This is a genomic window from Nonomuraea turcica, from assembly GCF_030718205.1.
In the GTDB taxonomy this organism is placed as follows: Bacteria; Actinomycetota; Actinomycetes; order Streptosporangiales; family Streptosporangiaceae; genus Nonomuraea.
Map to the genome: position 1 here is coordinate 503,721 of NZ_JAUZQF010000003.1, position 21,020 is coordinate 524,740.

The following is a 21,020-nucleotide window of genomic DNA, read 5'->3' on the forward strand; positions in this document are numbered from 1 at the left end:
GGCTGTCACAGGCCGAGATAGATCCGCCGGACCTCGGGGTCGTTGCTCAGCTCCGCCGAGGTGCCGCGCGCGGCGATCTCACCGTTCTCCATGACCAGGCAGGTGGTGGTGACGTCGAAGGTGAGCTTGGCGTTCTGCTCGACGAGCAGGATGGCCAGGCCGGCGGCGTTGAGCTTCTTGAGCACGCCGGCGATGTCCCCCACGAGCTTCGGCGACAGCCCCATCGAGGGCTCGTCCAGCAGCATCACCTTGGGCCGGCACATCATGGCCCGGCCGACGGACAGCATCTGCTGCTGGCCGCCGGACAGGGCGCCGGCCAGCCTGCCCCGCATCTCGCCCAGCACCGGGAACAGCTCGTACACCTCGTCGATCGGGGTGCGTTTCCAGCTGCTGGTGTACGCGCCGAGCAACAGGTTCTTCTCCACGGTGAGCCCGGGAAAGACGTGCCTGCCCTCGGGGACGTAGCCGATGCCGTGCCGCACCAAGGTGTGGGCGGGCGCGCGCAGCAGATCGTGCTCGCCGAAGCGGATGGTCGTGGCCTGGCGCGGTGCCAGGCCCATGACCGCCTTGAGGGTGGAGGTCTTGCCCGCTCCGTTCGCGCCGATGATGCCGAGCGACTGGCCGGGTTCGACGGTGAAGGACACGTCGTGGGCGGCACGGACGCCGCCGTAGTGAACCGACAGTCCCTCCACGGTCAGCGTGGTCATCGGGCTGCCTCCTCGACGGCGGCCTCGGCGGTCGCCTCGGTCGGTGCGGACATCGAGTCGCCGAGGTAGGCGGCGACCACGTCGGGGTGCACGGCGACCTCGGCCGGCTGGCCATCGGCGATCACCTTGCCGCTGGACAGCACGGTGACCTGGTCGCACAGGGACATGACGAGACCCATGTTGTGCTCGATGACGATCACGGTGACGCCCGAGTCCCTGATGGACCGGACGATCTCGGCGAGCTGGCGCACCTCTTCGCCGTTGAGCCCGGCGGCGGGTTCGTCGAGCAGCAGCAGGGTGGGGGACATGGCCATGGCGCGGGCCAGCTCGATCCGGCGCTGGATCCCGTACGGAAGCGAGCGCGGCTCGGCGTCGGCCACCTCGGCGAGCCCGAAGCGTTGGATGAGTTCGCCGGCCCGCCGGCGCAGCGCCCGCTCATACCCCAGCACCTTCCACGGCAGGCCCGGATAGCGCCAGATCCACGAGGTGCGGGTGCGGTCCAGGCCGAGGAGGAGGTTCTCGTGCACGCTGAGGTCCTCGAACAGGCGCAGGTTCTGGAAGGTGCGGGCGACGCGGCGCAGCGACAGCTGGTACGGCGCCATCCCGGTCACGTCCTGGCCGCGCAGGACCACCGATCCCTGACTGGGCGTGTAGAAGCCGCTGATCACGTTGAACAAGGTCGTCTTGCCCGAGCCGTTGGGACCGACGATGCCGCGGATCTGACCCGTGGCAACGGTGAGGGACACGCGGTCGAGGGCGACCAGGCCCCTGAACCGCATCGTCACGTCCCGGATCTCCAGCGCGTCCTCCTCGCCGGCCTGTGGTGCGGCGTCGTAGGGCTGGAACGGGCCGAGCTGGGCCCGCGAGCCGCCGCCGCGCCTGCGCAGCAGAGATCGGAGCTGCCCGGGCAGGCCCGCCAGCCCCTTGGGCGCGAACACCACCACGAGCACGACCACGAGGCCGTAGCCGAGCTGGGCATAGCCCGAGGCGTCCAACAGCGCCTCCCTGACCAGGGCCAGCGCGACCGCGCCGACGACGCAGCCCAGGATGCTGCTGCGCCCGCCGATGATCACCATGGCGAGCAGCAGGAACATGTTGGCGATGTTGAACGACTCGGGCGCGACGAAGCGGATGAGCCCGGCGTACAGGATCCCGGCCAGGCCGCCGTACAGGCCGGACAGCACGAACGCGGTCATGCGCAGCAGCGGGATCTCCGCCCCGAGCGCCCCGGCGGCCAGGTCGTCGTCGCGCATCGCCCGCAGCCGGCGACCCAGCGGCGAGCGCGTGACGAGCAGTGCGAAGGCCAGGGCGACGGCGAAGACGATCAGTTCGACGTAGTAGAAGAGGTAGCCGCTGGACAGGTCGACGCCGAACATCGGCGGGACCGGGATGTCGCTGATGCCCTCGGCGCGGCCGGCGATGTGGGCGTTGGTGACCCAGTTGGTGAACGCCAACGCCAGGCCGAGGGTGACGATGCCGAGGTAGTGCGACTGCATGCGCAGCGCCGGGATGCCGACCAGCACGCCGAACACCACGGCGGTCAGCAGCGCCAGCGCGGACGCCGTCCAGAAACCGAACCCCGCCTTCGTGGTGAGGATGGCGACCGTGTAGGCGCCGACGCCGAAGAAGGCGACCTGGGCCAGGTTGATCTGCCCGGCCACCCCCATGGTCAGGCCGAGCCCGATGGCCAGGATCGCGAAGATGATCGCGACATCGGCGACGTGGATGGCGTAGCCGCCCAGGCCATACGGCAGCAGCCAGGCCGCCACGACCAGGGGCACCAGCCAGATCAGACGTTTCATGCGCGGTTCACCGTTGCCTCTCCGAAGATGCCGGTGGGGCGGATCATGACGATGACGGCGAAGACCAGGAAGGTGACCAGCTCGGAGTACTCCTGGAAGTTGCCGGCGGCGAAGGAGTCGAGCAGGCCGAAGACCAGGCCGCCGACGATCGCGCCCGGCATGCTGCCGAAGCCGCCGAGCATGGCCGCGGCGAAGCCCTTGATGCCGAGCGTGCCGCCCATGGTGGGGTTGACGTACAGCATGGGTCCGACGAGGCTGCCCGCGAGCGCCGCCAGGCCCGCGCCGATGGCGAAGGCCATGGCGTTGCTGCGGCCCACGTGGATGCCGACGGCGGTGGCGGCCTGGTGGTCCATGGCCACCGCCTGCATGGCCGCGCCGCGCTTGGTGCGCTGCAGGAACAGCGCCAGCAGCCCGGTCGCGACGGCGGCCACGGCGATGACCAGCAGGCTATAGGTGGGGATGCGGATTCCGGCCAGATCGATCGGCCCGGTCGCGACCGGAGACGGCACGGCGTGCCCGGTCGCGCCCCAGACGAGGACCGCCCCCGCCTCGAGCACGGCGCCGAAGCCGATCGTGCCGATCAGCATCAGCGTGAAGTCCTTGTTCTCCAGCGGCCGCAGGAAACGCTCGATGACCAGGCCGATCAGGGCGGTCACCACGATCGCCACGATGATCGCCACGGCGAACGGCAGCTTGCTGGCCATGTAGAAGGTGGAGGCGGCGTACGCGCCGATCATCACCACGCTGCCGTGGGCGAAGTTGACCAGGCCCATGGTCCGGTAGACGATCGAGAACCCCATCGCCACCAGCGCGTACACAGCCCCGAACGTGACCCCGCCGATCAGGGTCTGAAGGAAGACCTGCACGTCAGCTCGCGGCCTCGGGTACGACCTTGCCGTCCTTGACCAGGCCGATCTTCGTTTCGTGGATGCCGACGCCGTTGGCGTCGTAGTTGTAGGTGCCCAGCAGCCCGGCGCGCTTGACCCCGCGGATGGCGTCGGCCAGCTTCTGGCCGCCCTCGCCGTTGGTCTGCTTCAGCGCCTCGATCATGATGGACGCGCCGTCGTACGCCTTGGCGACGTGCATGCGGGCCTCCTCGTTGTAGGCGGCCTTGTACTTCGCGGCGAACTCCTTGATCTCCGGGCTGGCCTCGTTGCTCAGGTACGGGGAGCTGACCACCGTGCCCTCGGCGTTCTCCAGCCCGGCCGTGGTCGCGTACACGTCGGTGCCCACGGGGGCGCCGCCGGCGAAGACCGCCTTGATACCGAGCTCGCGGGCCTGCTTGGCGATCAGCCCGGACTGGACCTCCTCGGCGCCGATGAACAGCACCTCCGGATCCTGCTCGCGGATCTTGGCGAGGTTGGCGTTGAAGTCCTTCTGGTCAGGGGTGACGACCTCGTCGGCCAGCGGCGTGACGTTCCTGCTCTTGAGCGAGGCGAGGAACGCGTCGTGCTCGCCGGACCCGTACGCGCCGTTGTTGCTGATCAGCGCGATCTTCTTGTGGCCCTTGTCGTCGACCAGGTATTTGGCGAGCGTCTCGTCGAAGGTGACGCTGGTCGGCGCGTTGAGGAACAGGAACGGGCTCTTCAGCTCGGCGAGCTTGGGCGACTGGCCGGAGGTGATGTTGGGGATCTTGGCGTCCTTCAGGATGGGCGCCATGGCCAGTGTGACCGCGCTCTCCGCGGTACCGAGCATGGCGATGTAGCCCTCGGCGGCGATCTTCCTGGCCACGTTCGTGCCGACGGTCGGGTCGCCCTGGCTGTCGAACAGGTCGAGCTTGATCTGCCGTCCGTTGACGCCGCCGGCCTTGTTGACCTCCTCGATGGCCAGCTTGACGCCCTTGTGCTCCCACTGGCCGAGCGAGCTGAGCTGGCCGCTCTGCGCGTTGACGTTGGCGATCTTGATGGGGCCGGTCGCGTTCGCCTCCGAGCCGGTGGACGGGCCGGGAGGGGCGCAGGCAGCGAGGGCTATCAGGGCCGCGGCTGCGATGGAGAATCTCGTGAAATGCACGGTTCACCTCGTAGGGGGGTAGGTGAGAACTAATTCACGGACTAGTGCGTTAGTTATAACGTCAGGATGCGACTCAGGGAATCTCGAACGTGCAACGGTTTCGGGTGGGTCAGTCGGCGAAGAGTCCCTGGTAGATGTCCTTGATGTTCCAGTGGCCTGGCGTCGGCACCGGTTCGTTCACCATCGGCACGTCGATCACCGCAGGGCGTCGGTTCGCGACGGCCTTGAGCAGTGCCGCGCCGAGGTCGGCGGGCGTGGCGACGGTGTAGCCGTCGGCGCCGCACGCCTGGGCGAAGGCGGCGAAGTCGGGGCTGTAGGGCTGCCCGGCGGGGTCGGTGAAGTCGCAGCCGTGGCTCCGGCCGAAGTGCGCCGACTGCAGGTCGGAGATCGTGCCGTGGGAGCGGTTGTTCATCACCACAAAGATCACCGCGGCGCCCTGCTCGACCGCGAGCGGCACGGCGGGCAGTTGCGCGCTCATCCCGCCGTCGCCGATGAGCGCGATCACGGTCCTGGCGGGCTGGGCGAGCTGGACCCCGACTGCGGCGGCCGGTCCGAAGCCCATGGTGGAGGCGCCTCCTGGGGTGATGAAACGGCCCTCGGCCGGCAGTTCGTAGCACTGGGCGACGCCGTTCTTGTTCCACCCCACGTCGGTGACCAAAATCGCGTCGGCCGGGATCGAGGCGCGCAGGTCGGCCAGGATGCGCTCGGGGCGCAGCGGGAAGTCCGCGCTGCGGCCGCGCTCACGGCTGGCCGTGAACAGCTCCGACCGCGCCCGCAGGATCTGCTTCCGCAGCTCGGGCCTGGTGCGCGCGGGATGGGACGTGGTGGCGTCGGCGATCGCCTTGACCGCGAGCCCCACGTCGGCGACGGCGCCGATCTCCGCCGGGTAGTTGCGGCCGATCTCGGCCGGGTCGATGTCGATCTGGATGAGCGTGCTTCCCGAGAAGTCCCAGGTGAAGCGGGGGTCCCACGAGCTGGCGTCGGTCTCGGCGAAGCGGGTGGCCAGGGCCAGCACCACGTCGGCCTCGCGGGCATAGGTGTTGGTGAGCTCCAGCCCCCAGAAGCCGGGCATCCCAAGGACCAGCGGGTGGGCGTCGGGCACGGTGCCCTTGGCCATGAGTGAATGGGCGATGGGAATGTCGAGGTGCTCGGCCAGGGAGATCAGCGCCGCGGTGCTTGATGTCGCCGGGTCCGCGACAGTGCTCGATGTCGCCGGGTCCGCGACGGTGTCCTCGCGCAGCCCGCCGCCCACGTAGATCAGCGGGCGGTCGGCGGCGGCCAGCCGGGCGGCGATCAGCTCAGCCGTGGCCTCCGGGAGGCCGGGCGGGGCCGCGTGGCCGGCTGGGGGGTAGGGCGCGGCGGGCCGGGAGAAGATGTCCATCGGCACGTTGACCAGCACCGCGCCCGGACGGCCCGAGGTCGCCGTCCAGAAGGCGCGCTCGACGAGGCGGCCCAGGTCCTGGGCCCGGTGCACGTTCCAGGCGCGCTTGACGAACGGCCGGAACACGCTCGCCTGGTCGGCGTCGGCGTGCAGGTTGATCTCCTGGTGAGGATGGCGGCCATGGTAGTAGGACGGGATATCGCCGGAGATCACCACCAGCGGCACCGAGTCCAGGGCGGCGGTCATGACGCCGGTCGCGGCGTTGGTCAGGCCGGGGCCGACGTGCACGAGCAGCACACCCGGCTTGCCGGAGGTGCGGGCGTAGCCGTCGGCGGCGTGCGCGGCGGCCTGCTCGTGGCGGGCGATGACGAAGCGGATACGGCTGTCGGCCAGCGCGTCCAGGACGGCGATGTTGGTGTGCCCGCAGGTGCCGAAGACGTACTCGACGCCGAGCGCCTCGAGTTGCGCGACGAGCGCGTGGGCGGCTGTGGTGCCGTGGCCGCCGGCCTTGACACCAAGGTGACTGTGCTCACTGCGTTCGGTCACTTGTCTCCCCAGATGGTCAGGCCCTTGAGCAGGAGGGTCTTGGTCACGGTGAAGTCCTCGATCATCCAGCGGGGCGACTCGCGGCCGATGCCGGAGTCCTTCACCCCGCCGAACGGGACGTGGTCGAGGCGGAAGTTGGACGAGCCGTTCACGACCAGGCCGCCGACCTCCAGCTCGCGCCAGGCGGTCACGATCCGGCGGACGTCGTGGGTGAACAGCCCGGCCTGCAGCCCGTACGGGCTGCGGTTGCACTCCGCCAGGACCTCGTCGAAATCGTCGTACGGCAGCAGAGCGACCAGAGCGCCGAACACCTCCTCGCGGACGACCTTGGCCTCGGCGGGCGGGGCGACGACGACGGTCGGCGCCATCACCGCGCCCTCACGCGTGCCGCCGGTCGTCACCCGGGCGCCCTGGCCGGCCGCCTCGGCGCTCCAGCGGACCACCCGTTCGGCCGCGTCGTCGTCCACCATGGAGCCGACGTCCGTCCCCGGATCCAGGGGATCGCCGACGATCAGGGCCTTCACCTCCGAGGTCAGCGCGTCGGCGAACTCCTCGAACCGGCTGCGGTGGACGTAGACGCGCTGGACCGAGATGCAGCTCTGCCCCGAGTTGCTGTAGCCGGTGCGGGCGCACACGAGCGCCGCTCCGGCGATGTCGGCGTCCTCGCAGACGATGGTCGCGGCGTTCCCGCCGAGTTCGAGCATCACCCGTTTCGGACCGGCGGCATGGGCGACGGCGTGGCCGGCCGCGACGCCGCCGGTGAAGCTGATGACGGCGATCTCCGGCGCGGCGCACAGCCGCGCACCCACATCGCCGCCCCCGTGCAGAACCTGCACCGCCTCCACAGGCATCCCGGCCTCGAGGAGCAGCTCGACCAGCGCAGTGGAGACGGCCGGGGCCTGCGGCGGCGGCTTGACGATCGTGGTGTTGCCGGCCGCGAAGGAGGCGGCGAGCTTGTGGGCGAGCAGGTTGGCGGGTGCGTTGAACGGCGTGATCGCCAGCACCGGGCCCGCCGGGGCTCGCTGGGTGATCGCGGTGTTGCCGACCCCGCGACCCCAGCCCGCCACCGGCAGCACCTCGCCGCCGATCATCCTCGCCTCGGCGGCGGCTACGGACAGGGTGTCGGCGACGCGCAACACCTCGCCACGCCCGTCCTTGAGCGGTTTGCCCAGCTCCAGCGCCAGCAGGCCGGCCAACCGATCGCCCTGCGCGGTGACCGCGGCGGCGGCCCGTTCCAGGATGTCGGCCCGGGTGGCGGGCGCCAGCCGCGCGATCCGCCTGGCCGCCTGCCGGGCATACGTCAGGGCCGTGGTGATGTCGGCAGGTTGTGCGGTTCGCGCCCGGCTGACAGGTGCCCGGAGGTAGGGACCCATGCGGTCGGCATGGGGACCTTCGGTCAGCCACTCCCCGGCGACTAAGGACCCTGTTTCGTGGATGGCGTTCATGGTGACTCCCACTGGATCCGCGCAGCGGTTCTGATAGTCCGCACTATGGATTTCCTCACGGTATGAGGACCGTCAAGGTTCTGGCAAGGGGGCGAGGCAATCCACTTGATGGAGCATATGGACCGCTAAGCGGACTCGGTGTTAGCGTACGGACCCATGAGAAGGTGAGCAGCAGGTTCACCTTCGACTCACTAGTGAGGATCCGTGCCTTCGAACATTCCTGCAGCGTCGGGGGAGAGCGGGGGTGTGCGCAGCGTCCAGCGCGCGTTCGACATTCTCTCGCTGCTCACCGAGGACCGGCGGACGTTGACGATTCGCGAGGTCGTCGACGAGACCGGCCTGGCCAAGACCACCGCGCTGCGCCTGCTGCAGACCCTGGAGCATATGGGACTGTTGTGGGCCACGCACAAGGGCTACACGGCCGGGCCCGCGCTGTGGCGCTGGGCCCACCTGGCCCGCTCGGCATGGGAGCTGCCGCCGGAGACCGTCCAGCTCATGCGCGAGCTGGGCGCCCGGCATCGGGAGACCGTCAATCTCTACGTGCTGCGCGACGTGCATCGCATCTGCATCGCCCAGCAGGAGAGCCCGCAGCCGCTGCGCCACGTGGTGCGCGTCGGCGACGAGCTGCCCCTGTGGGCGGGCGCCTCCTCGAAGATCCTGCTCAAGGACGCGCCTGAGCGGCTGCTCCTGCGGGTGGCCCGTTCCTCTCCTTACGGCCAGGCACACGTGGCGACGTTGCGGGACTGGATCGATCAGGCGGCGCGCGACGGTTACGCGGCCAGTCACGGCGAACGCGAGCCGGGCCTGTCGGCGGTGGCCGTCGCGGTCACGGGCGGCTCGCGGGCGACGGTGGCGGCGCTGACGCTGAGCGGCCCCACGATCCGCTTCACCGAAGATCGCGTTCAGGAATTCGCCGCGGACCTGCGCGAGGCGGCGAAGCGGATGTCGGAGCGCGGGTTCGACCATCCTCTGACTTGACTCTATGGAGCGTGCATGCAGCAGTTGCCACTGGACGGCGTCAAGGTCGTGGACCTGACCAACGTTCTGGCCGGGCCGTACTGCAGTTATCAACTGATGCTGTTCGGCGCGGAGGTGGTCAAGGTGGAGTTGCCCGGCACCGGGGATCTCGCCCGGCGGCTCGGTCCCGACCCTGAGCTCAATCGCGCGCGGATGGGCGCATCCTTCCTGGCCCAGAACGCCGGCAAGAAGTCGGTCGAGCTCGACCTGAAGAGCCGAGCCGGGCGGGCCGCCTTCGAGTCCATGGTCACCGATGCCGACGTCCTGCTGGAGAACTTCAGGGCCGGGGTGATGAGCAGGCTCGGCTACGGCTGGGACCGCCTGCGCGAGCTCAACCCCGGCCTGGTCTACTGCGCCATTTCCGGCTTCGGGCAGAGCGGGCCGATGAGCGGGGCCCCCGCCTACGACCAGATCATCCAAGGGTTGTCCGGCATGATGAGCGTCACCGGCACCGCTGACACCGCCCCGCTGCGGGTGGGGTTCCCGATCTGCGACACCATCGGCGGGCTGATGGCCGCTCTGGCGATCTCCGCCGCGCTGGCCGGACGACACCGCAGCGGGCGTGGCTGCCATCTGGACCTGTCCATGCTGGAGTCGTCGATGTCGGCGATGGGCTGGACCGTTTCCAACTACCTGATCAGCGGTGTCGAGCCTGAGCCGATGGGCGACCAGAACGCCACCGCCGCCCCCTCCGGCACGTTCGAGACCGCCGACGGGCCGCTCAACATCGCCGCCAACCAGCAGGCTCAGTTCGAGACGCTGTGCCGGCTCATCGGGCGGCCCGACCTGCCCGCCGATCCCCGCTTCGCCGAGCGTGAAGCGCGCAAGACCCACCGGCAGGACCTCAACCGTGAGCTCAATCATGCGCTGCGGGCCAAGACCGCGCTGGAGTGGGAGGAGATGCTCGCCCGCGAGGGCGTGCCCGCCGCCCGCATTCTCACCGTCCCGCAAGCGCTCGCACTCCACCAGGTACGTCAGCGTGGCTTCCTGACGGAGGTGCCGTTCGCGGGAGCGGGCGAGCGGCAGATCACCGTCACGGGGAACGGCGTGGTCGTCGACGGCGTCGCCCTGCGCCCACGAGGGTCCGCCCCGCTCCTCGGGGAGCACAACGACGAGTTCGGGGTGGCGTCATGAGCGAGCGAGCCGAGGTCCCTCCCCGTGGCTCAGGCGGCGACGTCGAAGCCGAGGTGGCCGGCTGGTGGGCGACCGCGGTGTCGAGGATCGAGCCCGATGTCATCGAGCTGCGGGGGCAGCCGGTCCAGGACCTCATCGGGCGCATCGGCCTCGCCGAGATGATCTGGCTCATGCTCCGAGGCGAGCGCCCCGATCCGCGCCGGGCGGCGTTGCTGGAGGCGGCGCTGGTCTCGTCGGTCGATCATGGGCCGCACGCGCCGTCCATCGCCGTCGCCCGGATGGCCGCCACCTGCGGGGTGGGGCTCAACAACGCCGTCGCCACGGGTGTCAACCTGCTCGGCGACGTGCACGGCGGCGCCGGCGAGCAATGCGTCACGCTGCTGGAGGAAGTGGCCGGTGACGGAGACGCGGCCGCCGTGGTCGCGCGCTGGCGTGCGCGTGACAAATATCTGCCCGGCTTCGGGCATCGGTTCCACCGGCGCGATCCGCGCCGCGACCCGCTGCTCGGCCTCGTGGCCGAAGCGGTCGCGGACGGGGTGGTGCCGGGCGCGCACCTGCGTGCCGCGATCGAGGTCGAGCGGCTGATCGAGCCGGTGCCGATGAACATCGACGGGGCGACCGCCGTGGTCTACGCCGAGCTCGGCTTTCCCGCGCCACTGGCGCGCGGGCTCTTCGTGCTCAGCAGGTCTGTCGGGATCCTGGCCCACGCCTGGGAGGAGAGCGGCCAGGGGCGGAGGAACAAGGGGCCGATCCCGCCGTCCATCCTGCCGGCCTGGCTTTGAGCACGAGGCGGCGATCCGCCTAGTGGGCCGATGGATCCATATAACGGACGCACTTTAAGTCCGATCCGCAGTGAAGACAAGAGCTTGTTCCGGCGAAGATCCGTGGTTACGCTCAAGCCCCTGAGTGGACCAATCGATCCGCCTGGCGGATCGTTACGCGAGGTGCCCATGCGCAGCAAACTCTCCGTCGCCGCCGCCACCGGAGCGGCGGCCCTCCTGCTCACCGCCACAGCTCCCAGCTCCGCCGCTTCCCCCGTGCCGGCGCAGAACCTTGGCGATCCCGACTACGGCGTCTGCCGGGGCACCGACCCCCGCTGTTACCACGACTGGGGCAACTTCGACCCGGCCAAGGGCTACAAGCTGCTCGTCTACACCCGCACCGCCGGCCCCCGCCACGCATACCTCGGCACGCCGCTCGGCCCCGGACTCAACCCGCCGCTCAACGACAACAACGTGGCTGTCAAGGCGGTGATCAAGCTCGGACAGGAGAACGGCTTCGCGGTCGACTACACCGAGGACGTCACCCAGTTGTCGTCAGCGGGCCGCCTGCTGCCGTACAACGCGGTCATGTTCCTCAGCACCACCCGCGACACCCTGGACGACGCCGCGCAGACCGCGTTGCGCCAGTACGTCCGCGCCGGCGGCGGCTTCATCGGCGTGCACAACGCCTTCGGCACCGAATACAACTGGCCCTGGTACGAGGGCCTGCTCGGCAACGCCAACTTCTACGACCACAGCGCCAACCAGCCCGGCACCGTCGTCACCGTCGGCCACCGCGATGCCTCCACCCAAGGCCTGCCCCGGACCTGGGCCTTCACCGACGAGTGGTACAATCTCGTCCCCGCACCGACCCGCGTCCGCGTGCTGGCCGAGGTGGACGAGAGCACCCTGGCCCGAGGGGTGCGCGGCAGCCTCGGACACCCCGGCCACGGCGAGCACCACCCGGTGAGCTGGTGCCAGTACTACGACGGCGGCAAGGCCTGGCTCACCACCCTCGGCCACGACGTCAAGGCCTGGACCGACGAGCCCATGGACGGCGACCAATACTTCACCCAGCATCTGCTGGGCGGCGTCAAATCCGTGCTCGGCATGGTCCCGTTCTGCCGCTGACATCGGGCGGCGGCCGGGCAGGTTCTTGACGTGCCCGTGATCGCAGACCAGCATCACTGGGACCGGACCGGCAGGCGACGTCCGGCGTGGCACGACTCCGCTTCACCCGCTGTTCTCGTTCGAGTGCGAAGGTGACGCCGGGCAGAGCGTCGGCATGGCAAGGAAGGTGATCGCGTGTCCCAGCCCGGTACGGTCCCCGCCCCGGGGCGGACTCCCGCGTGGCGCTACGCGATCGGGATGTTCGGCACATCCATCCCGATCAACATGATCAAAGGGTCGATGATCGTCTTCTACGTCGACATTCTCGGGCTCGACGTTCGCGCTTACGGCGTGGTCATGGTGATCTACGCGGTCATCGACGCGCTCGACAACCCGCTGCTCGGCCACCTCTCCGACCGCACCCGCAGCCGGTTCGGCCGGCGCCGGCCGTGGCTGCTCGTCGGCGCGCCGATGCTCGCGGCCTGCATGGTCGCATTCTTCTCCGCGCCGACGTCTCTGGAGGGCATCGGCCTCGTGCTCTGGTTCGCGGTGTTCGCGATCCTGTGCGAGGCCTTCGACTCGATGCTCAACGCCAACTACGGCGCGCTGCTCCCCGAGCTTTACCCGCGGGAGCGCGACCGCGCCGCGGCCAACAGTCTGCGCCAGGGCTTCCAGCTCGTGGCGCTCGTGATCTCGCTCGCGGTCACCCCGTTGCTCACGACGAGCGTGTTCGGCACCGAGGAATCCACCCAAGGCTTCCAGATCACAGCGATCATCTATGGCGCGGTCGCGCTCGTCGTGATCGTGTTCATGGCGCTCGGCGCGCGCGAGCGTCCCCGCTACTCCACGCGCGAGCGGCCGCTGCTGCTGCCGAGCGTATGGTCGATCGTGCGCAACCCGACGTTCTGGACGGTCGGGCTCACCGGCGCCTGTTACGGGATGGCCATGGCGCTCGTCCTCGCGGGCATCCAGCTGTATGTCCGCTACTCGCTCGGGCTCCCGGTCGCGAACGCGTTCTACCTCCAGGGCATCGTCATCCTCGTCTCGGCGGGCGGCCTGGTGGTGTGGACGCGCGTCGTCGCGCGCCGCGGCGCCCTGTGGACCTGGCGGCTCGCCTTCGCGGTCCTCGCGGCCAGCTTCGCGGCCTTGTTCTTCGCCACCGACCTCCTTACCGCGATGGCCGCGGGGGTGCTCGTCGGGGCCGGGTGGTCGGGAATGCTCGCGACGAACGACCTCATCGTCGCGCGGGTCCTGGACGCCGACGCCGCGCGTAACGGGGAGCATCGTGAAGGGCTCTTCCTGTCCGCGTTCGGCTTCTTCGGCCGGCTCAACGGGATCGTGACCGGACTCGCGCTCACCTCGCTGGGCGTGTTCTTCGGCTACAACTCGGGCGGAGATCCCGGCGCCGACCCCGGGCTCGCGTTCCGGGTGTACTTATGCGTGTACCCGTTCGTGCTGACGACGATCGGCGCGGTCGCGGCGCGACTCATCTCGGTCCCGATCGAGACACCGCCTGAGGCAGCTGAGCCGGTCGAGCCGCCGCCGCCCGGTCCCGCGGACGAGTCCGCCGTGGAGCGCCCCCTATGACCCGCCGCGTTGTGATCACGGCCGACGACCTCGGCCGGGAACCCGGGACGACGGAGGTCATCGTCGCACTGCTCGCCGAGGGACATGTCACCGCGACGACGCTCATCTGCGTCTCGCCGGCCGCCGAGCGAGCCGCGAAGCAGGTCGGGGAGCTCGGCGTCGTGCCGCGGCTGCACGTGACGCTCACGAGCGAGCGCGGCCTCCCGCGCTGGCGGCCCCTCAACGGCGCGGCGAGCCTCGTCGATCCGGACGGGACACTCAGTGACGATCCGCTGGTTCTCGGAGCCTGCGGCGAGGCCCAGGATGTCATCCGGGAGGCGGACGCACAGCTGCATTGGATGCGCGACCGGGGCCCCCTGCCCGAGGCGGCCGACTCCCACGCCGGCACCCTCTACGGCCTGCACGGCAGATCGTGGCTCGCCGAGGCGCTTGAGTGGTGTGCGCGCCACGGCCTTGCCTTCCGGCTGCCCCGCGACCCGGAGCCGTATTTCGGCGGGCCGCTCCCGCCGCCGCTCGCGGCAGCGCACGAGCGCGCCGTCGCCCTGGCCGACGCACTCGGCGTGGCCATCCCGCAGACGATCGCGACCAACCGGCGCAGCGCACCCGAGCTCGGATCCTACGAGCGACTGCGGGACGACTACCTCCGCCGGCTCGCGGCCCTCCCCGAGGGCACGAGCGAGTTGTTCCTGCACCCGTCCCGCGAGGACGCGGTCACGGGACCGGACGGCATCGTGCGGACCTGGGAGACGCGGCTGCTGCGTGATCCGGCGTGGCACAAGGCCCTGGAGAATGAGGGCGTCGAGGTCGTCGGAGGCTGGTGGGGACGTCGGCGGTCACGGGGTCGGTGATGTCGTCGAACTCGTCATGCTTGGCATCCACCCGTTCGTAGCGGCAGACGTCTGGCTCATGAGGTGCCTTTCGGGCGGAGCCGGCCATGTGGTGGATTTCCGCGCGGCTTGATGGTGGCGTTGGGCAGGGCGGGCGCGTGAAGGCGGTTCCCCGGATATCCGTCAACGACGCCGAAGCGGTCGGAGGAGGCCTCCCAGTCCTCTCGCGCCCGGACGATGTCCTCATGCGTGCGGCCGATGAAGTTCCACCACATGACGATCTCTTCCTTGAACGGAGTGCCGCCGAGCAGGATCGCCCGCGCCGGGCCGTCTGACGCGTTCGTCAGCTCCAGCGCGTCGATGCCGGGGCGGACGTAGCCGAGTTCCGCCGGGCGCAGCAGGGCGCCGGCGACGCGGACGGGCCCGCTGTCCACGAGAAGGCCGTGCTCGAACGTGGTGTCCACGGCGAGTGTGATCGCCGCATGCGGTTCGAGGGTGATCTCGGCGCCGAGCAGCGGGGTGAAGGTCCGCACGGGGGAGACGTCTCCGGCGAGCGAGCCCAGGAACACCCTGATCTCGGCCCCGTCGATCCGCACGGGTTCGGGTACGTGGTGCTGGAAGTCCCGTCCGGCGTTGCGGTGCTCTTCGGGCAGCGCCACCCACAACTGGACGCCGTGGAGGACGGTGGTGCGCGGAGTGGAGACCTCCGAGTGGGCGATGCCGTACCCGCCCGTCATGAGGTTCATCTCACCGGGCCGGATGAAGGCGTGACTGCCGAGGCTGTCGCGGTGTTCGACCTCCCCGCTGAAGAGCCAGCTCACCGTCTGCAGGCCGGTGTGCGGATGCGGCGGGACCTCCATGCCGCCCGTCCGGGCGACGTCGTCGGGGCCGTAGTGATCGGCGAAGCACCAGGCTCCGATCAACGTCCGGCCCCGCTGTGGCAGCGTCCGCCGTACGGACATCGCCCGCGGCCCGCCCAGAGGCACGTCCCGCGCAGAGAGCACGTCGACCGACGGCTCCTCAGCCGGGCGCGCGTCGTCCACCGGCTCTCCGCACCGCATTTCGACAGGCTCGGCTTCCACATTGCTCACCGAGATCACCTCCCATGAATCAAGTCCCATATTCACCTACAACGCCACGTCATGGGTGCCCGGGGTCGGGCGATGGCGGTGATCTCTGTGATCAGGCGAAGGGGTACGGGCCGAAGCGGCCCCAGGCCACGAACAGGGCCAGCGCGAGCAGCACCAGGTTGATCACGACCGGCTGGGACTCCTTGCGCCGGGCGTGCGTCAGGATGGCGCCGATCATCGTCACCGCCAGCCCGAGGGCGGCCAGCGGCGCGAGCACCGGAACGATGCCCAGCGCCGGGGGCAGGATCAGCCCGATCGCGCCCAGCACCTCCAGCGCGCCGATCGTCTTGAGCGCGCCGGGCGGGAAGTCCTCCGCCCAGGCCATGTTCGGCGAAGCGATGAGCTTTTCCTTCGATTGAGCCAGCTTCGCCCCACCGGCGCCGAGGAAGACGAGCGCCAGCAGAGCGGAGACGACCCACAAAACGATGTTCACAACGATTTCCAGGACTCTTGGGGGATGGCGGATGGTGGATGACGAGGGTCGTGGTCAGATGCCGGCGAGGGCGGTCTTGTGCGCCGCCAGCCACTGCTCGAAGTTCTGCAGTTCCGGGTTGAGGCCGCGGACGACGTCGAGGTCGCGGTCGGTGACGAACTGTGGCACCTGCGCATAGAACTGGAACATGTTCCCCAGCTCGACGGCGGCGGGCCAGGGCTGCGCGCGCATGGCCTCGAACGGCACCGGGCACGTAGCCGACCTCTTCGCCCAGCGCCTTGCTGAAGTGTGTGGCGATCTCCGCGCCGGTCAGGTGCTCACCGGCGATGCTGACGGTCCGGCCGGCGAGCTCGTCGCCCCGCTTGAAGATGCCGTAGGCGGTCTTCCCGATGTCTTCGGACGCGATGCCGGCGAGCTTGCCGTCGGCCATCGGCAGGGCGAGCACGAGCCGCCCGTCCTCTCCCCGCTTCGGCGCCATCGGCCCCCCCGAGGAGGCTCTCCCATTGACGTGCTCCTCCCCATGAATGGGGAGGATTCTCATGGCCGCTACGCGACCGCCCCTTGCGGGGCGGTGCGGGTAGTCCCGCCATGAGGTGCTTGACGCTTCAGCGGCCCCAGTACGGCAGGGCCTCCACGTCCGGTGACCGCTTGTCCGGCGGCTGAGTTGTACCGGTGCAACTGGGTGCGGGCGGCGTTGACGTCGGCGTTGCCGATCCACCCGCAGGCTGTGTTGTTGCACACGAACCGGGACTGACTCTGGCGGGAGCCTTCGGTGATCGTGTGGCAGGCGTGGCATTCCTGGCTGGTGCCCGGCGCCGGGACGAGGACGACCTTGCCGCCCTTGGCGGTGGCCTTGTAGGTGAGGAACTCGGCGGTGCGGCCCCATGCCTGCCCGGCGATGGCGCGGTTCAGGCCGCGTTTTTGGGCGACGTTCCTGCCTGGCTGTTCGGGGGTGCCGGAGGCGCTCGCCATCATGTTCGTGACCTTGAGGTCTTCGAGCACGATGAGGGAGAACCGGTCGGTGAGCTTGGCGGTGGTCTGGTGTTGCCAGTCGATGGCCCGGCGTTTGGCTTTGGCGCGCAGGCGGGCGATCTGGTCGTAGGTGTGCTTCAGCCGGTTGCTGGCAGGTTGTCCGGGTTTGGCGGCTCGTTTCTGGCGGGCGGCTTTGCGTTCCAGACGGAGTAGCCGCTGCTGTTCCCCGCTGGTCAGCCACTGGTTACGGTGGAAGATCTTCTCTCCGGTGGCCAGCGCCAATGGTACGGCGATGCCCCGGTCGATCGCGGTGTGCGGCCCGGTGTGTGGGGCGGGCGCCGGTTGCTCGGTCTGGGTCCGGAAGACGATGTGCCACCCGGTGGCCTCCTTCACCAACCGCGCCCCGGTGATCTTCCCGTCCGGGCCGCCCTTCGTGACCCCCGGCAGGTCTTTGGTCCACCGGAAGCGGACCCGGCCGAGTTTGGGGATGGTGACCGCGCCCCACCGCCGGTTGATCCGGGTGATGTTCAGGTCCCGCGCCTGGGGGACGTCCACCGCCATCCGGGAGCGCAATCGGCTCTTGAACGTGGGGCGCCCGGCGGGGTGGTCGGGGTTGAAGTAGTTCGCCCACGCCTGCCGGTAGGTCTTCAGCACGGCTTGCGCCGCTTGGGCGGGCAGGTCGTTGAGCCAGTCGATTTCTTTGCGGGCGGCCCGGATGGCCGCGTCGCATTGGGCCAGGGACGCGAACCGGCCCTGCCGGAAGGTGAAGAACTCGTGCAGCAGGTTCCACAGCGTGCGCGCGTTGTGCGCCTGTCCGTCCAACACGGCGCTCTGCCGCTGGTCCAGCTCCAGGCGGGCGACCTGAGCGCGGTTGCGTTTCTCCCGCTCCACGCGCCTCATTCTATCGTTTGGTGTATGTCACCGCGATGGGAACCGAACCCCGACATCAGAACAGGACGTCACTGCGTCCACGAGCTGTCCGCGCATTTGGTGTTTGTCACGAAATATCGGCGGGACGCACTCACCGGCCCGATGCTGGAACGCTGCGAACAGATCATGAAAGAGGTGTGCGAGAAGTTCGACTGCGAGCTGGTCGACTTCAACGGCGAGCACGATCACGTTCATCTCCTCGTCCGCTACCCGCCCAAGGTCGCCCTGTCCTCCCTCGTCAACTCCCTCAAAGGCGTCTCGGCCCGCTACCTCCGCCAGGAATACAGCGTCCACGTCCGCACACACCTGTGGGGCGGCCACTTCTGGTCCCGCTCCTACTACGCAGGATCGACCGGCAGCACGAGCGAGGTCACCGTCCGTGCCTACCTCCAGTCCCAGGACCGGCCCCAGAAATGAGACAAGACCAGACGCGGTCACGACCGGTTCCAAAGCTCGGGATAGGGCACGCTCAGGCCCTTGGGGGCCATCCCGCGCGGGCCTACACCTCCCGTCTGAAGGCGGGAGCACTGGCCCGCACCTCGGTAGAACGTGGTCCGCAGGAACGTGGTCGGCACCCCGGCGTCGATGAAGAACCGGTCGGCCTCGGCCTTGGCGTCGAAGTGCGGCACCTTGTACTGGCCCATCAGCGTCGGCATGCGCTCGTCGTCGAGGGGGATGTGGTCGCGGGTGTCATCCAGCGTCGACCAGATGACGTGGCGCAGCCCGGCCTTCTTGGCCGCCCGCGCCATCGTCGCGGCGTCCTGCTTCTCCTGCTCCGGCGACATATGCTCCCAGAAGTTCGTCACCAGGTATGCGTGGGCGGCCCCGTCGAAAGCCTCCGTCAGCCGCGCCTCGTCCCGGACGTCGGCCTCGACCACTTCGGCTCCTTGGGCGGCCAGTTCCCGTCTTCATCGTCCTCACACCCGCCGGCCGCACAGCCATAGAAACCGCTGCCCCCAGCATGTCGCCACGGTCCGGCGCCTGGTCATCGACGCCCCTCAGCCCGGACGAACTCGCCATGCTCGGCCAGCTCTCCAACCGCATCCTCGACCAACTGGACACCATGTCACCGTGACGCTTGACACTGTCCTCCAGAGGGTTGCCCGTCGCTCGTCAGGGCACCGACGTGCCGGTCAGAGCAGGCCGTGGGCGGCGCGGGCGTTGGCGATCAGATCGGCGGGGCACCTCGTAGAGTAGGGGCATGGTGCGTTTGGTCGACGATCCAGAAGCCGACAAGCTCCTCTCCGAGGACCCGTTCGCCCTGCTGACGGGCATGCTCCTCGATCAGCAGATCGCCATGGAGATCGCCTTCATCGGGCCGAAGAAGATCGCGGACCGGATGGGCGGCTTCAGCGTCACGAAGATCGCCGAATCCGACCTCGAGGAGTTCGTCGAGCTCTGCGTGACCAAGCCGGCGATCCACCGCTACGGCGGGTCGATGGCGAGGCGGGTGCACGCGCTGGCGCAGTACGTCGTGGAGCACTACGACGGGCGCACCGAGGCGATCTGGACCACGGGCGACCCCGACGGCAAGGAGGTGCTCAAGCGCCTCAAGGCCCTGCCCGGCTACGGCGAGCAGAAGGCGCGCATCTTCCTCGCCCTGCTCGGCAAGCAACTTGGCGTCCAGCCGCCGGGCTGGCGCGAAGCCGCCGGTCCGTACGGCGAGGAGGGCTCGCACCGCTCGATCGCCGACGTGACGGGGCCGGAGTCGCTCGCCGAGGTCCGCGCCTTCAAGAAGGCAGCCAAGGCGAAGGGCTAGCCCAGTATGGAGCCGCCTCCGCAGCTCATCTCAGGAGGCTGAGCGGGATCGTTCAAGCTCGTGTCGGTAGGCATCGAGGATGAGGCCATGGAAATGGTGGACCGCGTGCTCCGACAACCCGGACCCGTTGGGGTCATATACGATCTTCCCCTGGGTGAACGCGGGGGTGCGCATTCCGCGCTGGACGCTTTCCACCAAGGCGATGTCCTCCACCTGGAGCACCTCGTCGATGTACCGGATGCTGTCCAGCTCGGCCTCGTTGGGCTCCGCGGTCTCCAGATAGAAGTCCCAGATTTCGCGAGTCCGTTCCGGGCCGTCAGGGATGATCTGCAGCACCATGAAGTTCCCCCGGCCGGGATAGCGCAGCAGGCAGGTGTTGGGCCACAGCCACCAGACCGCATGCTCGGTGACGGTCGCACTTGACACGTCGTAGGCGGAGTTCTCTGTTTTACCGGCCTGTGCCATGTGGCTGGAGTAGATCCCGTAGGTGGTGACCTTGTAGGTGCTCATGTCGACCAGGGACACGAAGTCTTTGTGGGCCACGTGGCAGTGGTAGCACTCCAGGAAGTTGTCGACGACGTTCTTCCAGTTGGAGGCGATGTCATAGGTGAGCCGGCGGGCGAGGGTCAGCTTGGCCACGTCCGGCGCCCTTGCCTGGATCTCCGCCTCGAGGTCCCCGGCCTGCTCCGGCAGAAGGGCCGCCTCGGGGTCGAGGTTGACGTAGACCATGCCGCCGAACTCGGTGACCTGGATCTGGTCCAGGCATACGGTGGAGGCGTCGAAACCCGGCATGTCACCGGTGTTGCGCGCTCGCCTCAACCGGCCGGTCAGGTCGAAGGTCCAGGCGTGATAGGGGCACACGATGCTGCGCCGGACGCCGGTGCCGGACAGCAGTTCGTGCGCCCGGTGCTTGCACACGTTGTAGAACGCCCGCAGCGTTCCGGCCCCGTCCCGGACGGCGACGATGGGCATGCCGGCCGCCGTGCCCGTCATATAGCTTCCCGGCTCCCGAAGCTTCTCGACATGGCACAGCCACTGCCACGTACGAGCGAAGATCGCCCGCTGGTCGACGTCGAACCATTGAGGATCGGTGTAGGCCTCGGCGTGCAACGACATCGACAGCCCAGGGTCAGGGTCGTATCCGGCTGAGACGTGGTCGAGTTCGGGGATCGAATCCGGCGTCACCGTACCTCCAATGCCTGGCACCAAGCGCACGGGTACCCCCGTGGCATCCTTTTAGTGAAGATTCAAGCCCAGCGATCGTTCTCGGACCAGCACCAGGTCAGAGCGGTGGCCCATTTTCGGCGCTCACAGTCGTGGCCGTCTCCCGCTGCCTCGTCCGCGCCGCGATGGCTGCGGCCGCCACCGGGCTGGCGCTCGCCCTGGGCGCGGAGAGGAGACGCCGCAGGTCGGCCTCGAGCTGGCCACCACCCTCACGGTTCGGGAGAGCACCACTCCACCCGGAGACG

General features: G+C 69.2%; 20 protein-coding genes and 1 pseudogene. 8 read left to right on the forward strand and 13 right to left on the reverse strand.

What is annotated here, in order from left to right; genetic code table 11:
* Positions 1 to 5 precede the first annotated feature (5 nt).
* The 6 genes from Q9G87_RS11115 to Q9G87_RS11140 all read right to left on the reverse strand — a co-directional run bounded on the left by Q9G87_RS11115 (position 6) and on the right by Q9G87_RS11140 (position 7,891).
* Positions 6 to 707, reverse strand: a complete 702-nt coding sequence (locus Q9G87_RS11115; RefSeq protein ID WP_305916182.1) for an ABC transporter ATP-binding protein — start codon at positions 705 to 707, stop codon at positions 6 to 8.
* Positions 704 to 2,509 carry a branched-chain amino acid ABC transporter ATP-binding protein/permease gene (locus Q9G87_RS11120; RefSeq protein WP_305916183.1) on the reverse strand — a complete coding sequence of 602 codons (1,806 nt, stop codon included), beginning with the start codon at positions 2,507 to 2,509 and terminating at the stop codon, positions 704 to 706. Before Q9G87_RS11120 ends, Q9G87_RS11115 begins: the two co-directional genes overlap by 4 nt.
* Complete coding sequence (locus Q9G87_RS11125) at positions 2,506 to 3,375, reverse strand: branched-chain amino acid ABC transporter permease (RefSeq protein ID WP_305916184.1); 870 nt, start codon at positions 3,373 to 3,375, stop codon at positions 2,506 to 2,508. Before Q9G87_RS11125 ends, Q9G87_RS11120 begins: the two co-directional genes overlap by 4 nt.
* A gap of 1 nt (position 3,376) precedes the next feature.
* On the reverse strand, positions 3,377 to 4,519 hold the full coding sequence (locus Q9G87_RS11130) for an ABC transporter substrate-binding protein (RefSeq protein WP_305916185.1): 1,143 nt from the start codon (positions 4,517 to 4,519) through the stop codon (positions 3,377 to 3,379).
* 109 nt (positions 4,520 to 4,628) lie between these two features.
* On the reverse strand, positions 4,629 to 6,446 hold the full coding sequence (locus Q9G87_RS11135) for a thiamine pyrophosphate-binding protein (protein WP_305916186.1): 1,818 nt from the start codon (positions 6,444 to 6,446) through the stop codon (positions 4,629 to 4,631).
* On the reverse strand, positions 6,443 to 7,891 hold the full coding sequence (locus Q9G87_RS11140) for an aldehyde dehydrogenase family protein (protein ID WP_305916187.1): 1,449 nt from the start codon (positions 7,889 to 7,891) through the stop codon (positions 6,443 to 6,445). Before Q9G87_RS11140 ends, Q9G87_RS11135 begins: the two co-directional genes overlap by 4 nt.
* A 246-nt stretch (positions 7,892 to 8,137) precedes the next feature.
* Here Q9G87_RS11140 and Q9G87_RS11145 point away from each other — a divergent pair, with 246 nt between their 5' ends.
* The 6 genes from Q9G87_RS11145 (at position 8,138) to Q9G87_RS11170 (ending at position 14,348) form a co-directional block, all read left to right on the forward strand.
* Positions 8,138 to 8,869, forward strand: coding sequence for an IclR family transcriptional regulator (locus tag Q9G87_RS11145; RefSeq protein WP_305916188.1), 732 nt, complete (start codon positions 8,138 to 8,140; stop codon positions 8,867 to 8,869).
* Positions 8,870 to 8,884: 15 nt separating this feature from the next.
* Positions 8,885 to 10,042: a CaiB/BaiF CoA transferase family protein gene (locus Q9G87_RS11150; protein ID WP_305916189.1), complete on the forward strand. Its 1,158-nt coding sequence runs from the start codon at positions 8,885 to 8,887 to the stop codon at positions 10,040 to 10,042.
* Entirely contained in the window at positions 10,039 to 10,824 is a 786-nt protein-coding gene (locus Q9G87_RS11155) for a citryl-CoA lyase (protein WP_305916190.1), read from the forward strand. The genes Q9G87_RS11150 and Q9G87_RS11155 overlap by 4 nt, the downstream gene beginning before the upstream one ends.
* A 168-nt stretch (positions 10,825 to 10,992) precedes the next feature.
* On the forward strand, positions 10,993 to 11,934 hold the full coding sequence (locus Q9G87_RS11160; protein ID WP_305916191.1) for a ThuA domain-containing protein: 942 nt from the start codon (positions 10,993 to 10,995) through the stop codon (positions 11,932 to 11,934).
* Positions 11,935 to 12,108: 174 nt separating this feature from the next.
* Positions 12,109 to 13,500 carry an MFS transporter gene (locus tag Q9G87_RS11165; RefSeq protein ID WP_305916192.1) on the forward strand — a complete coding sequence of 464 codons (1,392 nt, stop codon included), beginning with the start codon at positions 12,109 to 12,111 and terminating at the stop codon, positions 13,498 to 13,500.
* Positions 13,497 to 14,348, forward strand: a complete 852-nt coding sequence (locus tag Q9G87_RS11170) for a carbohydrate deacetylase (protein ID WP_305916193.1) — start codon at positions 13,497 to 13,499, stop codon at positions 14,346 to 14,348. Before Q9G87_RS11165 ends, Q9G87_RS11170 begins: the two co-directional genes overlap by 4 nt.
* Positions 14,349 to 14,404: 56 nt before the next feature.
* Here Q9G87_RS11170 and Q9G87_RS11175 read toward each other — a convergent pair whose 3' ends face one another.
* The 5 genes and pseudogenes from Q9G87_RS11175 to Q9G87_RS11190 all read right to left on the reverse strand — a co-directional run bounded on the left by Q9G87_RS11175 (position 14,405) and on the right by Q9G87_RS11190 (position 17,753).
* Positions 14,405 to 15,418, reverse strand: a complete 1,014-nt coding sequence (locus tag Q9G87_RS11175; RefSeq protein ID WP_305916194.1) for a pirin family protein — start codon at positions 15,416 to 15,418, stop codon at positions 14,405 to 14,407.
* Between the two features lie 91 nt (positions 15,419 to 15,509).
* The gene (locus tag Q9G87_RS11180; protein ID WP_305916195.1) at positions 15,510 to 15,890 is read right to left on the reverse strand and encodes a DoxX family protein; all 381 of its coding nucleotides are present in this window, start codon (positions 15,888 to 15,890) and stop codon (positions 15,510 to 15,512) included.
* 54 nt (positions 15,891 to 15,944) lie between these two features.
* Positions 15,945 to 16,121 (reverse strand): hypothetical protein, encoded by a 177-nt coding sequence (locus Q9G87_RS11185; protein WP_305916196.1) that lies wholly within the window; start codon positions 16,119 to 16,121, stop codon positions 15,945 to 15,947.
* 31 nt (positions 16,122 to 16,152) lie between these two features.
* A pseudogene (locus Q9G87_RS60630) lies at positions 16,153 to 16,431 on the reverse strand (NmrA family NAD(P)-binding protein); the annotation flags it as partial.
* A 5-nt stretch (positions 16,432 to 16,436) separates the two neighbouring features.
* On the reverse strand, positions 16,437 to 17,753 hold the full coding sequence (locus Q9G87_RS11190; protein ID WP_305916197.1) for an RNA-guided endonuclease InsQ/TnpB family protein: 1,317 nt from the start codon (positions 17,751 to 17,753) through the stop codon (positions 16,437 to 16,439).
* A gap of 24 nt (positions 17,754 to 17,777) precedes the next feature.
* On the opposite strand from Q9G87_RS11190, the gene tnpA reads away from it, so the two are divergent.
* Complete coding sequence (gene tnpA, locus Q9G87_RS11195) at positions 17,778 to 18,209, forward strand: IS200/IS605 family transposase (RefSeq protein ID WP_305916198.1); 432 nt, start codon at positions 17,778 to 17,780, stop codon at positions 18,207 to 18,209.
* 17 nt (positions 18,210 to 18,226) lie between these two features.
* Here the strand turns inward: tnpA and Q9G87_RS11200 are convergent, their stop codons facing one another.
* Positions 18,227 to 18,691 (reverse strand): NmrA family NAD(P)-binding protein, encoded by a 465-nt coding sequence (locus Q9G87_RS11200; protein ID WP_305916343.1) that lies wholly within the window; start codon positions 18,689 to 18,691, stop codon positions 18,227 to 18,229.
* A gap of 302 nt (positions 18,692 to 18,993) precedes the next feature.
* Here Q9G87_RS11200 and Q9G87_RS11205 point away from each other — a divergent pair, with 302 nt between their 5' ends.
* A complete protein-coding gene (locus Q9G87_RS11205) occupies positions 18,994 to 19,551 on the forward strand; it encodes an HhH-GPD-type base excision DNA repair protein (RefSeq protein ID WP_305916199.1) in 558 nt (185 codons plus the stop codon).
* Positions 19,552 to 19,581: 30 nt separating this feature from the next.
* Here the strand turns inward: Q9G87_RS11205 and Q9G87_RS11210 are convergent, their stop codons facing one another.
* Positions 19,582 to 20,736, reverse strand: coding sequence for an aromatic ring-hydroxylating oxygenase subunit alpha (locus Q9G87_RS11210; RefSeq protein WP_305916200.1), 1,155 nt, complete (start codon positions 20,734 to 20,736; stop codon positions 19,582 to 19,584).
* Positions 20,737 to 21,020 lie beyond the last annotated feature (284 nt).